The organism is Aestuariispira insulae (assembly GCF_003385955.1).
GTDB lineage: Bacteria > Pseudomonadota > Alphaproteobacteria > UBA8366 > Aestuariispiraceae > Aestuariispira > Aestuariispira insulae.
In genome coordinates this window covers 267,981-281,066 of record NZ_QRDW01000001.1, presented here as the reverse complement: position 1 = coordinate 281,066, position 13,086 = coordinate 267,981, and the positions used below count along the sequence as shown (strand labels likewise).

Annotated in this window: 15 protein-coding genes and 1 tRNA gene; 10 read left to right on the top strand and 6 right to left on the bottom strand. The window is 51.0% G+C overall.

Annotated features, from left to right (window positions below):
* Positions 1-214: 214 nt before the first annotated feature.
* On the top strand, positions 215-958 hold the full coding sequence (locus DFP90_RS01420; protein ID WP_181905127.1) for a substrate-binding periplasmic protein: 744 nt from the start codon (positions 215-217) through the stop codon (positions 956-958).
* On the opposite strand, the gene DFP90_RS01415 is transcribed toward DFP90_RS01420, so the two are convergent.
* Positions 933-2,210, bottom strand: coding sequence for an MFS transporter (locus DFP90_RS01415; protein WP_115934628.1), 1,278 nt, complete (start codon positions 2,208-2,210; stop codon positions 933-935). The genes DFP90_RS01420 and DFP90_RS01415 overlap by 26 nt on opposite strands.
* Positions 2,211-2,461: 251 nt before the next feature.
* Here DFP90_RS01415 and DFP90_RS01410 point away from each other — a divergent pair, with 251 nt between their 5' ends.
* The 3 genes from DFP90_RS01410 (at position 2,462) to DFP90_RS01400 (ending at position 5,124) form a co-directional block, all read left to right on the top strand.
* Entirely contained in the window at positions 2,462-3,097 is a 636-nt protein-coding gene (locus DFP90_RS01410; RefSeq protein ID WP_115934627.1) for a glutathione S-transferase N-terminal domain-containing protein, read from the top strand.
* A gap of 130 nt (positions 3,098-3,227) precedes the next feature.
* A tRNA-Ser gene (locus DFP90_RS01405) sits at positions 3,228-3,316 on the top strand.
* A 98-nt stretch (positions 3,317-3,414) separates the two neighbouring features.
* A complete protein-coding gene (locus DFP90_RS01400; protein WP_218044545.1) occupies positions 3,415-5,124 on the top strand; it encodes a site-specific integrase in 1,710 nt (569 codons plus the stop codon).
* Between the two features lie 539 nt (positions 5,125-5,663).
* On the opposite strand, the gene DFP90_RS01390 is transcribed toward DFP90_RS01400, so the two are convergent.
* Positions 5,664-6,272 carry a virion core protein, T7 gp14 family gene (locus DFP90_RS01390; protein ID WP_115934625.1) on the bottom strand — a complete coding sequence of 203 codons (609 nt, stop codon included), beginning with the start codon at positions 6,270-6,272 and terminating at the stop codon, positions 5,664-5,666.
* Positions 6,265-6,741: a hypothetical protein gene (locus tag DFP90_RS01385; protein ID WP_115934624.1), complete on the bottom strand. Its 477-nt coding sequence runs from the start codon at positions 6,739-6,741 to the stop codon at positions 6,265-6,267. The genes DFP90_RS01390 and DFP90_RS01385 overlap by 8 nt, the downstream gene beginning before the upstream one ends.
* Positions 6,742-7,092: 351 nt before the next feature.
* On the opposite strand from DFP90_RS01385, the gene DFP90_RS23315 reads away from it, so the two are divergent.
* Both DFP90_RS23315 and DFP90_RS01380 read left to right on the top strand, forming a co-directional pair.
* On the top strand, positions 7,093-7,218 hold the full coding sequence (locus DFP90_RS23315) for a hypothetical protein (protein WP_281269663.1): 126 nt from the start codon (positions 7,093-7,095) through the stop codon (positions 7,216-7,218).
* Positions 7,219-7,322: 104 nt separating this feature from the next.
* The gene (locus tag DFP90_RS01380; RefSeq protein WP_115934623.1) at positions 7,323-8,213 is read left to right on the top strand and encodes a tyrosine-type recombinase/integrase; all 891 of its coding nucleotides are present in this window, start codon (positions 7,323-7,325) and stop codon (positions 8,211-8,213) included.
* A 56-nt stretch (positions 8,214-8,269) separates the two neighbouring features.
* Here the strand turns inward: DFP90_RS01380 and rnhA are convergent, their stop codons facing one another.
* Together rnhA and DFP90_RS22645 are read right to left on the bottom strand one after the other, a co-directional pair.
* On the bottom strand, positions 8,270-8,725 hold the full coding sequence (rnhA, locus tag DFP90_RS01375) for a ribonuclease HI (RefSeq protein ID WP_115934622.1): 456 nt from the start codon (positions 8,723-8,725) through the stop codon (positions 8,270-8,272).
* A 188-nt stretch (positions 8,726-8,913) separates the two neighbouring features.
* Positions 8,914-9,447 carry a hypothetical protein gene (locus DFP90_RS22645; RefSeq protein ID WP_147300901.1) on the bottom strand — a complete coding sequence of 178 codons (534 nt, stop codon included), beginning with the start codon at positions 9,445-9,447 and terminating at the stop codon, positions 8,914-8,916.
* 48 nt (positions 9,448-9,495) lie between these two features.
* Between DFP90_RS22645 and DFP90_RS22750 the strand changes: the two genes are divergently transcribed.
* The 3 genes from DFP90_RS22750 to DFP90_RS01360 all read left to right on the top strand — a co-directional run bounded on the left by DFP90_RS22750 (position 9,496) and on the right by DFP90_RS01360 (position 12,014).
* Positions 9,496-9,654, top strand: a complete 159-nt coding sequence (locus DFP90_RS22750) for a hypothetical protein (protein WP_181905126.1) — start codon at positions 9,496-9,498, stop codon at positions 9,652-9,654.
* 891 nt (positions 9,655-10,545) lie between these two features.
* Positions 10,546-11,310, top strand: a complete 765-nt coding sequence (locus DFP90_RS01365; RefSeq protein ID WP_115934620.1) for a hypothetical protein — start codon at positions 10,546-10,548, stop codon at positions 11,308-11,310.
* Positions 11,311-11,462: 152 nt separating this feature from the next.
* Positions 11,463-12,014, top strand: coding sequence for a recombinase family protein (locus DFP90_RS01360; protein WP_115934619.1), 552 nt, complete (start codon positions 11,463-11,465; stop codon positions 12,012-12,014).
* A gap of 228 nt (positions 12,015-12,242) precedes the next feature.
* On the opposite strand, the gene DFP90_RS01355 is transcribed toward DFP90_RS01360, so the two are convergent.
* The gene (locus tag DFP90_RS01355; protein WP_115935476.1) at positions 12,243-12,485 is read right to left on the bottom strand and encodes a hypothetical protein; all 243 of its coding nucleotides are present in this window, start codon (positions 12,483-12,485) and stop codon (positions 12,243-12,245) included.
* A 112-nt stretch (positions 12,486-12,597) separates the two neighbouring features.
* Here DFP90_RS01355 and DFP90_RS01350 point away from each other — a divergent pair, with 112 nt between their 5' ends.
* On the top strand, positions 12,598-13,086 hold the full coding sequence (locus DFP90_RS01350) for a hypothetical protein (RefSeq protein WP_218044544.1): 489 nt from the start codon (positions 12,598-12,600) through the stop codon (positions 13,084-13,086).

Below are 13,086 nucleotides of genomic sequence, written 5' to 3'. Positions count from 1 at the left end.
TTTTTTATGCTGAAAATCGAGTTTATGTGAAAATCGCGTTACAAAATTCACGATAATGCTGTTTTTTTGAGTTCATAGCGTGCGAAATCGGGGCGAACTGCATTTTTCTGCCCGGGCGTGACATTCAAATGGTGAAAACAGACGGTAAATTGATTATGCTAGGGAATTCGAACAGGTGGTTGGCTCCGGCAACGAATGCGTTATGATGGATTGCATGAAGACTTTTTTGCTCTTTCTGGCCGTCTGGATCGGCTGCATGTCACCCGTTTCCGCCAGGCTTCTGCTGGTGACGCTTGATTATCCGCCTTATGAATATATGGAAGATGGTGAAGCCCGGGGACTTGCTGTTAATGTGGTGCGTGAGGTGTTTCGGCGTCTCGACGAGGATATTGAAATCCAGTCTTTTCCCTGGGCGCGATCACTGAAAATGGTGGAGTTGGGCAATGCCGATGCCATTTTCACCGCCTATCGCACGTCGGAGCGGGAAGCTTTTCTGGATTATTCCTCCGAAGTGCTGATGCCGCAGGAAGTCTCCTTATTTGTGCGCAATACTTCTAAGATCGAAACTTATGCCACCCTGGCGGACCTGGCCGACCAACAATTTGCTGCCCGGCATGGGGTCAGCTATGGCCAGGCCTTTGACCGGGCGGTCACAGACGGGACCATTGCCAATATTCACCGGGTCAGCGATGGCGATACGGTGATCCGCCTTTTGATGAATGGCCGGGCGGATGTTGTGGTGTTCAACCGTCTGGGCGGAATCTATCGCTTCCGTAGTCTGGGTGTTTCCGATCAGGTGCGGGAATTGCAGCCGCCTTTGCAGAGTGTGCCGAGCTATATCGCCTTTTCAAAGAAAAACCGCCTTGCCAACCTGCGCGACCGGGTGGATGCGACTTTGCGTGCGATGAAAGAAGACGGCACTTATCAGGCGCTCACGGTTTATCAGCTGATTCAATAGCCGGTTCTGATTCAATCACCGGTTCAGGCGTTTCTTCCTCGTTCCAGGCCAGATCAGTACTGGCCGGGGCGGGGGCAAGGGCTTGGAACTGTTCCTGATCGGCCTCGGGCGGTTGGGCGCGGGCGGTCAGGCGCCAAAGGGCAAAGAGTGCGAAGGCAGCGGCAACGACACCACAATAGAGCGGAAGGCCGACCGGTCCCAACCAGCCGAGCAGCGGGGTGATGGCAATCGGTCCGCTGAGCGCGCCGACCGACCAGACAATCAGGATCGTGCTGGACAGGGTCACATAATCATCTTCATCGGCCCAGTCATTGGCGTGGGCGGCGGAGATGGAATAAATCGACTCTGAGCAGCCGCCAAGCGCGGCAAAGGCGATGGCCAGAATGAGGAAGGTCTCGCCGCTCAGGCCGCTGATGAAGATGGTCAGGGCCGAAACCGCCAGGCCAGTGCCGACCAACACATACCGGCGGTCCAACCTGTCAGAGAGAAACCCCAGCGGCCACTGGATGACCAGGTTGCCGGCCTGGGTGCTGAACATCAAGAGAGAGATGGCGGCAGGTGCCAGGCCCAGAAGCCCGGCGTAAACCGCGCCGGACCCTTGCAGGCCCATACCGACCGCGCCGGAAACAAAGGCACCGACCAGGCCGACCGGCGACAATCGGTAAACCTTGACCAGATCGATGGAGATCCGGCTGGGCAGACTGGGGGCTTCGACCCGTGTGGTCGACATGGGTACTATGGCGGCGAGATAAAGCGCACAGCCGATCATCAACGGCCCGGTGGTGGTGACATCGACCCCGGTCAGGATCAGGGCGCCACCGCCATATGAGAGAGTGTACATCACATAGAAGAAGGCCATGATCTGGCCGCGGAACCGGCTTTCTGTCCGCTCATTCAACCAGCTTTGCACGATCATGAATATGGCGTTAGAGGTAAAGCCGTGAACAAAGCGCAGTCCGGCCCAGCCCTCCAGACTGATCTGCCAGGACATGGCCAGCATGACCAACCCGGAAATGCTGGCAAAGGCGGCGAACGCCCTTATATGGCCGACCCGGCGGATCAGATAACCGCTCAGCAGGCATGAGGCCAGCATGCCAGCCGCAAAACAGATCACAGCAATCATCACCTGTTCTGGACCATACCCGCCTTCCTTCAGGCGGATCGGCACATAGGTGCCCATCATGCCATTGCCGCAGGCAACGATGGCGGCGCTGAGGATGATGGTCAGGACGGCCTGATACGCTCTTAACATGCTGGTGCTCCGCTCCCTCCGGGCGGGAGGACTGTCTGTATGGCCGACGGTATTGCCGGTCTCCTAGCCCTTTAGCAGGAAAAAGGCGGTGGGCGTCAACGAAAATGCGCCAGGTTTTTATCCAATTCGCGCGGTTAACCTTTTTTTCAAACTTAGCTATCACTCTGGGCGAAGCTTGGGATATAGTCGCGCCCAACCGCTAAATTCTTGATAGTGGACAGCGACCTGACCGAATGGGGAGGATAAGTAAGATGGGGCAACGTGAGCCGATTCAGCTCTATACATGGGGAACCCCCAATGGTCGCAAGGTTTCCATCATGCTGGAGGAATGCGGCCTCCCTTACGAGGTGCATTCGGTTGATATTCTCAAGGACGAACAGTTCGGCCCGGCTTTCCTGAAAATCAGCCCCAATAACAAGATCCCGGCAATTATCGATCCCGCGGGCCCCGGCGGCGAGCCGCTCTCCCTGTTTGAAAGTGGGGCGATCCTGTTTTACCTGGCGGAAAAAACCGGCCGCTTCATGCCGGTCACGCCCCGGTCTCGCTTTGAAGTGATGCAATGGTTGATGTGGCAGATGGGCGGTATCGGTCCGTTTCTGGGCCAGGCCCATCATTTCCGGAAATTTGCTAAAGAAGAGATCCCTTACGCGATCGAGCGCTACAGCAATGAGGCAAAGCGGCTTTATTCCGTTCTCGATCAACGGCTTGCCGAAACGGATTATCTGGCGGGCCGGGATTATACGATTGCGGATATCGCCACTTATCCCTGGATCGCGCGTTGGGAATGGCAGGGAATCGACTGGGCCGATTATCCCAATGCCAGGCGCTGGTTCGAGGTGGTCGGCACCCGCCCGGCGGTGGTTCAGGGAATGGCCGTTCCGGACTGAATGCCGGGAAACAGAGCCTGTTGTTGATCCGCAGTCATAAAATCGCAATAAGATCAAATCTGGCCATTGACAGCAGCCCCCGTGAGCGATACTAACGCGCCTGCACCGAGGGAATATCCCTTGGCCATCTGGAGAGGTGGCAGAGCGGTAATGCAGCGGATTGCTAATCCGTCATGGTGTAACAATCATGCCCGGGTTCGAGTCCCGGTCTCTCCGCCAGATTTCGAAAAGCCCTGTGAAGTCAGTAACTAGCTGGTTTCCGGGGCTTTTTTCTTCCCGTTGTTCCATTGGACTGTTACAGTGAGGACATGGAGAAGATGACTGGACACCCCCGTTTATATCGCCGTGGAGCAACCTATTATCACCGTGCCGCCGTGCCGATTGATATCAAGGATTCGTACCCAAAGACCGAAGAGGTCTCCTCACTCAGGACAAAAGATAGGGCCGAAGCAATGCGGTTGGTTCGTATTGAGGCCGCAAGGGTAGATGCTTTGTTTGAGTCCCATCGTTTGGGGTTGCACCGAAAGAAGAACCCGCCCGTAAAGGAGCTGACGGCTGAACAAATGGCGCAAGCTGCTGAGTTGTACTATGCGAGTATGTTGGCGGAAGATGATGACGTTCGAGAGGGTGGGTTCTTTGATCCTGATGACGATGAACTGCCAGAACTACCCGTTCCTACCTTTGAGGAATACGAGGAAGAAATCGACGAATGGGATATGAATGCCCGTCATTACCATGCGAGAGGCAAGGTGGACAGCTTCTATCTGGCAGAGGCGGAAGACTGGATTGGTGGTATGGGAATTGAGATCGACCCCGATTCCCCCAGTATTAGACAACTGGCCCGCAAGCTTCAGGCGGGGTACATCAAAGCCAATGAAATACGTAGGGCAAGGAACAAGGGCGATATAATTGAGACTCCTGAATTTCCTGATAGCCAACCTGTTTCAAATAACAATCTGCCTCTTTTGTCTCAGGCTTCCAAGGAATGGATAGCGGAAAAGTCTCGGGGCGCATGGAGGCCAAAAATTGAGCGGGAGCATACGATTTGGATGGGGCACTTCCTTGAGGTCATTGGAGATAAGCCTATCTCTGACTATTCCAAGGCTGATGGGCGTGCTTTTAAGGCCATCCTGACGGCATTACCGGCTAATTGGGTGAAGCACCCCGCTTTGAAGTCTCTGACCATTCAGGAAGCTGCTGAGAAGGCTAGGGAGTCGAATATGACACCAATGTCTGACACCAACGCCAACAAGCTTATGGGGTTCATTGGGTCTTTCTGGACATGGGGGGAGGCGAACTATGATGATTGTACCCCGAGTCCGTTTAAAGGACTGAAGGTGAAGAACAAACGGAATATTCGAGACGAGCGATTACCGTTTACCGTCAATGAACTCAACACGATCTTCAAGACTCCCATATATACCGGCTGCAAGTCGCAATCGTCATGGAAAGATCCGGGTTCGTTGATACCAAATGACAAAGGGATCTACTGGATTCCCCTCATAGGTCTGTTCACAGGGGCTAGGGCGGGTGAGATCATCCAGTTACATGTGAACGATGTGAGGGAACAGGACGGTATCCTATATCTTGATATGAATACGGATAGCGATGACAAGACCCTGAAAACGGCGGGGAGCAAACGCAAGATTCCTGTTCATCCGACACTCATTGAGCTGGGTTTCTTGAAGCATGTTGAAAAGATGAGGAAAGCCAAAAATGACCGATTGTTCCCAGAGATCAAGAAAGGGAATGATGGGTACTGGTCTTCACCGTTTTCCAAGCACTTCTCAAGATTCCTTACGGTCCACAAACTGAAACATAACAAGATATCATTCCATTCCTTCAGGCATAACTTTGAGGATGCTTGTAGGGAAGGCGGGGTTTCAAAGGATGTGATGGACGCCATTCAAGGTCATGTGGAAACTGGTATGTCCGGGCGATATGGTTCTGGGCATTCGCTGAAGGTACTAAATGAAAACATGAAGAAGATCAGCTATGCTGGACTGGATCTGGCACACCTGATGTAAGGCGCTGGTCCGGTCACGGTGAACGAGAAAATACGGGGAGAATAAACGATTATGGCCGCTGTTACATCTGTGTTTACGCTTGCCTATGTAGCAGAACTCCTGAACCAACACCCTGACAGGATTGCGGAAACTAGTCTCGAACTAGAACCGGAAGATGGTTTCATACATGTTCACGGCTGTAATGATAAATATACTCCGGCTTTCACAGCCAAAGGGATTGAAAACCTCAAGGAGCTTCTGGAAATACATGAGAGTAGCAGAGAATCTTATTAGTGATCGAATAATAGATCCGAAACAGCTAGGTTGCTTGTTACTCATGTGATTAGTTTACTTGAACAGAAGACCGCTCAGTTAAACCTAATAGCTGACGGTATCGCTCATACTGCCAGGATCAATCGGTACCTTTTCGTTACACTGATAGTCACCGTTGCGATTGGCTTTGTCGGTGTCATAACAAGCTTGAGCATCTGACGGGAAGGGACCAACGGGATTTACCTTCCTATTGGTCCCTTCATCTCGGTCAGGCTTTGGCGTTCGGCTTAGAACCCCATCTCACCATGATGTCCGTAACCAACCCCGTATTTCTTCTGGGAGCCGGTCAACGTGCTAGTGGTCTTCTTGGTCGGAGCCTTGAGGTATTGGTTGTATGCCCCAAACCCATCAACAGCGACTTGAAGGACTGCACCAGCGGCAGACGGTCCAGAAACCGGAGCGTTAGCCATGTATTCGGACTGGTGTTGGGCATAGGCGGCTTCTTTCTGGTTCTGAAGACCCAGGACCTCTCGTTGGACGTTCGCGTCTGTCATACGGTCGAAGTTACCCATTGAGCGGTCGAAGTCTGCCATGAGGACATCATAGACCGACCCACCGGCACCAGACTCTAGGGCGGCAACCTCAGCGGATGCTTGTTCTTGAAGGGTCATCGTCTTGTTCTGCATCTTGTCCACCAAGGCCGCGTCCTGAGCCTCGATCTCTTGGGCCTGCAACTGGGCTATCTTGGAGTTGTAGTTCTTGGTGGACTGTTCCCTGTTGTATGCCTTCTGGGCGTTAATCGCATCGGTCTGTTGCTTCTGGGCTGAATAACTGACCGCTGACGTCGCAGCAGAGAGAGCCAGGGAGGCCGCGAACAGTGAAGAGGCTTCACACATGGGCGCGAACCTTTGCGTATTCATGGAATGGTAGGTTGCTCAGGCCCCATGACTGATGGGTTTGAACCTTTTGGAAGCCACACCATTCAAGCCACCGAATGCTGATAGTGTTTCGGGCATCAACACAGTTGGCCAGGACATTATGCTTGTCTTGGAACCGTTCGATCCAGCCCCGGCACTCACTCAGGAAATGACGTCGATGTTTGAGGATCTCAGGAGAGGCTAGTAGCCAGGGGATACCCAGAGAGCCATCAGGGACGGCACAGAGGCCAAAGATACCGATCACCTGACCTTCAGGGCTAACGATTGAGTATGCCTCTGAGGAGATCTCTAGGGACTCCTGGATAACCTTCAATGGATCTTTGCCTGTTGAGGTGATGACTTCTTGTTTGTCTGCTTCCCGGAGATTGGGAGCGAGTTGGAACGCATCTTCAGGGAGTGCGATGCGGATATGTAGGTTGTTGTTCAAGTTCTTTCATTCAATTGTTTTCAGACAGTGATTGCTAGGTCGGGGATGAGAAGTGATTGATGTCTAAGTCATATTAGGTGTCTCACTTGTGGGATGTCCCACATTGTCAACAATATCAAACACTTAATTGAATTGACTCGTGATTTTGGATGGCTTTATGGTCCGGTCTTGGCGGGCTTAGCAAACCGATCACAGACAGTTTTTCATTCATGTCAGTTATCGACCGGGAGCCTTACGCATATGTCCAAGGTTTAAACCCAAAGGCGTAAGGGCATGGCTCTGTGACCATGTTGTTAACTCCCGGTCATATTCGCTCTTAACAAGGCGACAAACACAGAAAGTGAGGAAGACATGAGCCCAATTTCCATTCAGCTCTATTCGTTCGAATTGGCGATTACCCCCTTTAAGATGCTGTGGCTCAAGGTGGGCCGCTGGGAGTGCTGCTGGGCCAAAGGTATGGGCCTGGAAGTAAGCTGATAGTCAATTGGGGTGTTGCCTCTTGGGTATTCCTTGGGGGTAACACTGCTGGTTGGGATGAAGGCGGTGTTTCCTCGGTATTTCATTGTAGTTAGGAGACAAAGATGTCCGTTACCGTGTTGGCTATGCCGCCTTCAATGCCTCGTTCAATGACGCTCAGACAGTTGATGGAGAGGTCTATTGCCATGATATGGGCCGGAAAGGCTTCAGAGGTTACCGTTCAAAGCTATTGGCTAGAAATAATTGATGTGCTTGGCCCAGACTTTCCCGTCGCTGATATAGATACTGAAACCATTGACCGGTTAGTGGTCCATTGGCGCAAGAAAGGGAACTGCGGAGGTACCATTAACAAGAAGCAATGCGCACTGAATGTGGCGCTTAAGTTTGCTGAGGCGCGAGGATACATCGAAAAGCTGCCAAAGTTCACCCATTTCAAGCCCAATCAGGAACGTCTTCGCTGGCTGACCGACGAAGAGGAAAAATGGCTGTTAACCTACTTCCTCGATATGGGCTGGGAAGAGATGCACGATTTCGTAATCCTTGCCCTTGATACCGGTATGCGACGAAGTGAACTCCTTAGATTGAAATGGAACCATTATGATGAACACGGTTTTCTCCACCTATGGAGAACAAAGAACTCGATCTCAAGGTCACTTCCAACAACTGACCGCGCCAAAGAGGCTTTGCTCCGTAGGAAGTTAGATCGGGCTAGAGATGGGAAGATCTTCGGTATGCTCAAGACGGCTGTTCGATACAAATGGGATGAAGGCCGAAAAGCTCTTAGGCTGTCTGGAGACAAGGAGTTTGTGCTTCACGCCTGCCGCCATACATTTGCTACAAGATTGGTCCGGGAGAATGTTCACATCAAGGTAATTCAGGAACTAATGGGTCATAAAACTCTGGAGCAGACCGCCAAGTACGCAAAGATCCACGGAAGTTTGTATCTTGATGCAATCAACCGACTGAACCGGAGGAATAACCTCAAGAAGGGCTAGCGCCGGTGGGGCCTCTCATGTTGTTTGTGGGAGGCCGTCATCTCTCTATGTCCTGCTTAGTCCAAGATACTGAGCAAGCCTTTGTGAGCCAACGCATCAGATCTTTCATTGCCGGGGTTGCCCGAGTGGCCTTTCACCCATTTCCAGTCTACCTGATGGATTTGGACTAGTTCATCTAGTCTCATCCATAGGTCCTGGTTCTTCACAGGTTTCTTGTTCGACCCACGCCAGCCGTTTTCCTTCCATTTGATGATATGCTTGGTGATGCCATTTCTTAGGTAGGCGCTGTCGGTAACGATGGTACGGGGATGGTTGCCTTGCTTCAGTGACTCCAAGGCCTTGATAGCAGCGGTCATCTCCATTCGGTTATTCGTGGTATCTGGATCTCCACCATGCATCACTTTGGTATTGCTGCCTCTGGTGAGGAATACACCCCAACCACCGGGGCCGGGATTACCTCTACAGGCGCCATCAATGTAGATGACTGTTGGGATTTCGTGTGTGTTGGACATATGCGTCCTTTCATAGGTTTGGGACATGTAGGACCGTGGCTTCTAGGTGAAGCGAAATCGGCCGGCTGTCGGGTTGTGATAGTTGAGTGTCAGTCCCGCTGGTTAAGGAAGCGGATTAGCTGCCTCATTATGAGGAGAGGAGGGTGGGGACTGGAAGGTCTAGACTGATAGGTAAAGTGACTTAACAGCTATCTATACGGTGTGATCAAAGGTTCCCTCTGTAGGATGGATTGATAGGCAAGGGACATCTCCCTTCTAAGGTCCTCTTCATAGCGGTCCTGGACGATGAAGCTGTCATGAATGCCCAGAATGGGAAGTCCTCTTCGGGTGAAGGCTGACATGATCTTCTGAGCCATGACGCTATCGAGGTGCTGAAGCCTTAACCATTGCTCGGAATAGAACAGGTTTCTTATCGGCTCATGGAAGTCCTCATAGTCGGACAAGAGCTGTTTGGGGTTGTATTGCCCCTTCAGTACCCCGTCGAACTCCTCAGTGAACATCTTGTCTATGGACTTGATGCAGGCTGATCTGTCGGTGGTATTCAAGACCCTCATGCACAGACCCTTGATGACCTCACGAGGGTAATCACCATTGGCTTGGTGACAGTCCTCAGGGGCATCCAATCCTTGAAGGTGATAAAGCATGCGAGGGTGGAGGCTCTTGAAGTCCAGCTCAACGGTAGGCAGGCCGTCGATCAGAAGAGTCTCACGTTCTTCCTTCATGAGGCCCTGAGCATCACAGTGGAACCTGCCGGTCTGCTGGAAGTTCCCATGAAAGACCCTGTGGTATTGGATCTGTTCTGTCGGGACCGTGTGATAGCAGGCGGAGAAGTGAGCATGCCTGATACGGTTCAGTCCATCCCATTCGTACCGGCGTTGAAGGCATGGCCTGTAAGTGAAGACATGCTGGCTATTGATCCGGTTAAGTGACTTTACTGCCTGTCGTTTCAGTCTGACTGTTGGGTGTGACCGATCTTGATAAGGAATGTACAGCTGTATCTCTGGACCGGTACCTCTGTTCCTCGCTTCCGCCTTGGTTTCTTTCAAGCGGATCAACTCGGTATTGTGCGTGAAACGCCCGCAAGTGAATAGGTTGCCGTTCCGGTTCAGCCAGTCCCGAGATCTATCTGTAAGTCCGAAACTGCTGGATATCCCATGGGCATGGAGAGCTGATCTGGTGCCGATGTTCTGTTGTATGAACCTCAGGTCTTCCAATCGGTCTAGCACCTTCATTAAAACCGGATGTCCGATATCGTTGGAGCGGTATTCTGAGGCCATCTTGCATGAGGCTTTGTGCCTGCTGATCAGTGCCAAGGTTTCTTTGCCTGATCGTTGTTCATGGACGTGGATACAGAAGCAGTTGTAGAGGACTAGCTGGACTGCATGTTCGTATTTCTGGCGGTAACGCTTTGGTGGTCCATCAGGGAAGGTTAGGAAATGTATCTCATTCGTGACGGACGGCTCATTCCATCCGAGGTGTTTGACTGCTTGGAATGTGTGAAGGTCGCGGCCCAGACCGGTGCTGACCTGATAGTTATACTCAGCTTTGGGCGGTATGAGGCGGTCGGAAAGTGACGGGCAGTATGGGGAGGTTTGTTGACTGGGATTAGTGGATGACTGGACGGCCATCTGATTGGTTTGTCGTAAGGGGCATAGGTTTCCTTCAAGTTTATTAAATCATGGATTCAGGCATGAGCACCTGAAAATTCTGTGAGGTTACCTCTATGGGGTGTGTTTTATTCCCCTATGGTGGGCCTTTTATTATTGAGGCGAAGAACCTAATGATACGCGAAATCAAGCGAATGAAGATGGAGTCGAAGATTGGCAAAACAGCAGTGTGGTCTGTGTGGCAAGAAAGGCGTCAAGCTGGTTGAATCGCACGTGATTCCAAGAGCTTTCTATAGGGATATTACCAACCCTGATCGGCCATTCAAACTTTTGTCGGATGATGCAAATGTGTTCCCTAAGACCTCACGGACTGGGGTGTATGATCGGATTGTTTGCATAGATTGCGAAAGGCTCTTCGGCCCTTGGGATGACTATGTATCTGGTTTGCTTTTCAGGAACATCCCTGACGGAAAGACGGGGACTAATACCGATCAGTTGACACTATATTATTCAAACTTTGACCGGCACAAGCTGAGGATGTTCTTCCTATCATTGCTTTGGAGGGCGCACGCTAGTGATCAAGATTTCTTTTCTGCTGTGGATGTCGGTCCGCACAGTGCATCAATAGCAGAGGCGCTTCTCACAAATGACCCTAACAAGGCAAAAGAGGTCGATGTTCTGCTCACAATCTTCGCAACAGAGATGACCTCGGGATTTCTATGTCCAATTCGCGAACGGAATGACTACTTTAACTGTTACCGCTTTTGCTTCCCTGGTTTCAGTTGCCTCATTAAGGTCGATCAGCGGCCTTTTACAGGCTCGTGGAAACATTTTGGTATCAACAACTCGGATAAAATCTATTTGCTTGTTAGGAGCTTTCAAGACAGCCCGGAGTTCGCCGCCTTACGTGAAGCAGCATTAACTGTTTTGAGAAGGGGGAAAGATCCTTGGGGGCGCGAATTAGAGTGGACCAAGTAAGGTTCGATGTAACAATAGAGTGTACCCTTTGGTTGCGTCATCATGTTACGTCAGATATGTAACAATAGAATTGACATTGGTTATATGTTACGCCACAGTCAAAGACTCTAAAGTCTAATGTTACTTCTTGTCACTGAATGGAGTTTGACCGAATGGGGGAGCATGTCGCCTACTTGAGGGTGTCTACCACTGATCAGAACACAGAACGCCAACTGTCCGATACGGGCTTCAAGTTTACCAAGATCTTTGAAGACAAATGCAGTGGGGCAACTGCAAGCCGTCCAGCCCTTGAAGCTCTTATCGAGTATGTTAGGGAAGGGGATACGGTCCATGTTCACAGTATCGACCGCCTTGCGCGAAACCTGAATGACCTTCTCCAATTGTTGGAACAGCTCACAGGAAACGGCGTATCAGTCACATTCCATAAAGAGAAGCTGACCTTCAACGGTGAAAACAATCCATTCCAGACGCTTCAGCTACAGGTTATCGGTGCTGTGGCCCAGTTTGAAAGATCCATGATCAAGGAGCGCCAACGTGAAGGCATAGCCAAAGCGAAGGAAGCCGGGAAGTACAAAGGTCGGAAAAGATCCATCAAACGGGATCAGGTCATCGCCATGAAGGCAGAAGGGCTTGGGCCAACCGCAATTGCAAACGAGCTAGGGGTAAGCCGTATGTCCATCCATCGCATTCTCAACAGTGGGTGAGGGCTGATTGACAGTAAAGTAGCTTTACAGGTCGGTTGCCTTGTCTCTATGGGGCGTCTTTTATTCAGTCTCCTGAAAAACACAGATGCAGACGGGAGGGGGGGCAACTATCAAGACTGGGACGGGTCGGTCCCGCCCCCTACCGGGGGAACCTCCGGGTCTCGCCCTAACGATAACCCTCTCACATTTTTGCCGGTAAACAGCCGGGTTTTTCGAATGGGTTTGGCTTCAGTGTCGGGTCGCCAAGAAAGTTCTGATCCCTTCAACCTCAATGGTCTTCAATGCTTCGTCCAAAGCGGCTTGGTCGGATGGGAATAGGTCATCCCACACAGTAGAAGCATTTTCCTCGTCAACAACTTCCAAAGACCATTCGTTATCTGTTTCCATACGGTAGATATCGATTCTGACATATGTGCCATCATCCTCAATTGTACGGGACAGAGGGGATTGTACGAGTTCAGGGTCGGTCATGATTTCCATCCAAAAGAAGGTATTCAAGTGCTGCTTAACCCTAGTCTACCAGAGTTAAAGGGTATGAAAAGCCTATAACATTTGGGATATGTAACTCCTCAGCATAACTCTCTTGTCGATGGCAATTTTAGGGGGGTATCTAATCTGGATTATTCAACCTAAGTGTTTCTGTGGAGGGGCTGTTTTGAAGTTTTCGACTTTAATGGTGATTGTTACCAGCATTGTTGTTTCTAACTCTGCTACTGCGGGACCAAAAACAGTGGAAACCAAAGTGGGGACGATTGCTGTTGAGAATGATAGTGCAACCATGTTCGCCGAGAAAGACTGGTTTGTGACAGTGAGTACTGGTCCGGTTGGAAAGACCGGTATTCCTGCAAGGATCAGACTTGGAGATGTGATATCGGTTAAGGACCGGTCTCTGACTGCGAATCATATTATTGCAACAAGGTACCTTGAGACCCTGACGTGGAAGGGTGAGGTTCTTGCTAGGGCGGGTGATACCTCCTGTATTGTGGTAGAGAAACTTACTGACATTCCATCTGATGATGCTCGTGACAGGCTTTGGATTCATGTGAAGCAATGCAAGGTCGTTTCAGATTGA

Bases quoted from the DNA above. Each gene is read 5' to 3' on its own strand.
- DFP90_RS01390 (WP_115934625.1), bottom strand. From the start codon at position 6,272: ATGTGTGAAGCCTCTTCACTGTTCGCGGCCTCCCTGGCTCTCTCTGCT.
- DFP90_RS01380 (WP_115934623.1), top strand. From the start codon at position 7,323: ATGTCCGTTACCGTGTTGGCTATGCCGCCTTCAATGCCTCGTTCAATG.
- DFP90_RS01400 (WP_218044545.1), top strand. From the start codon at position 3,415: ATGACTGGACACCCCCGTTTATATCGCCGTGGAGCAACCTATTATCAC.
- rnhA (WP_115934622.1), bottom strand. From the start codon at position 8,725: ATGTCCAACACACACGAAATCCCAACAGTCATCTACATTGATGGCGCC.
- DFP90_RS22750 (WP_181905126.1), top strand. From the start codon at position 9,496: ATGAAAGACCCTGTGGTATTGGATCTGTTCTGTCGGGACCGTGTGATA.
- DFP90_RS01360 (WP_115934619.1), top strand. From the start codon at position 11,463: ATGGGGGAGCATGTCGCCTACTTGAGGGTGTCTACCACTGATCAGAAC.
- DFP90_RS01420 (WP_181905127.1), top strand. From the start codon at position 215: ATGAAGACTTTTTTGCTCTTTCTGGCCGTCTGGATCGGCTGCATGTCA.
- DFP90_RS01415 (WP_115934628.1), bottom strand. From the start codon at position 2,210: ATGTTAAGAGCGTATCAGGCCGTCCTGACCATCATCCTCAGCGCCGCC.
- DFP90_RS23315 (WP_281269663.1), top strand. From the start codon at position 7,093: ATGAGCCCAATTTCCATTCAGCTCTATTCGTTCGAATTGGCGATTACC.
- DFP90_RS22645 (WP_147300901.1), bottom strand. From the start codon at position 9,447: ATGAAGGAAGAACGTGAGACTCTTCTGATCGACGGCCTGCCTACCGTT.
- DFP90_RS01355 (WP_115935476.1), bottom strand. From the start codon at position 12,485: ATGACCGACCCTGAACTCGTACAATCCCCTCTGTCCCGTACAATTGAG.
- DFP90_RS01410 (WP_115934627.1), top strand. From the start codon at position 2,462: ATGGGGCAACGTGAGCCGATTCAGCTCTATACATGGGGAACCCCCAAT.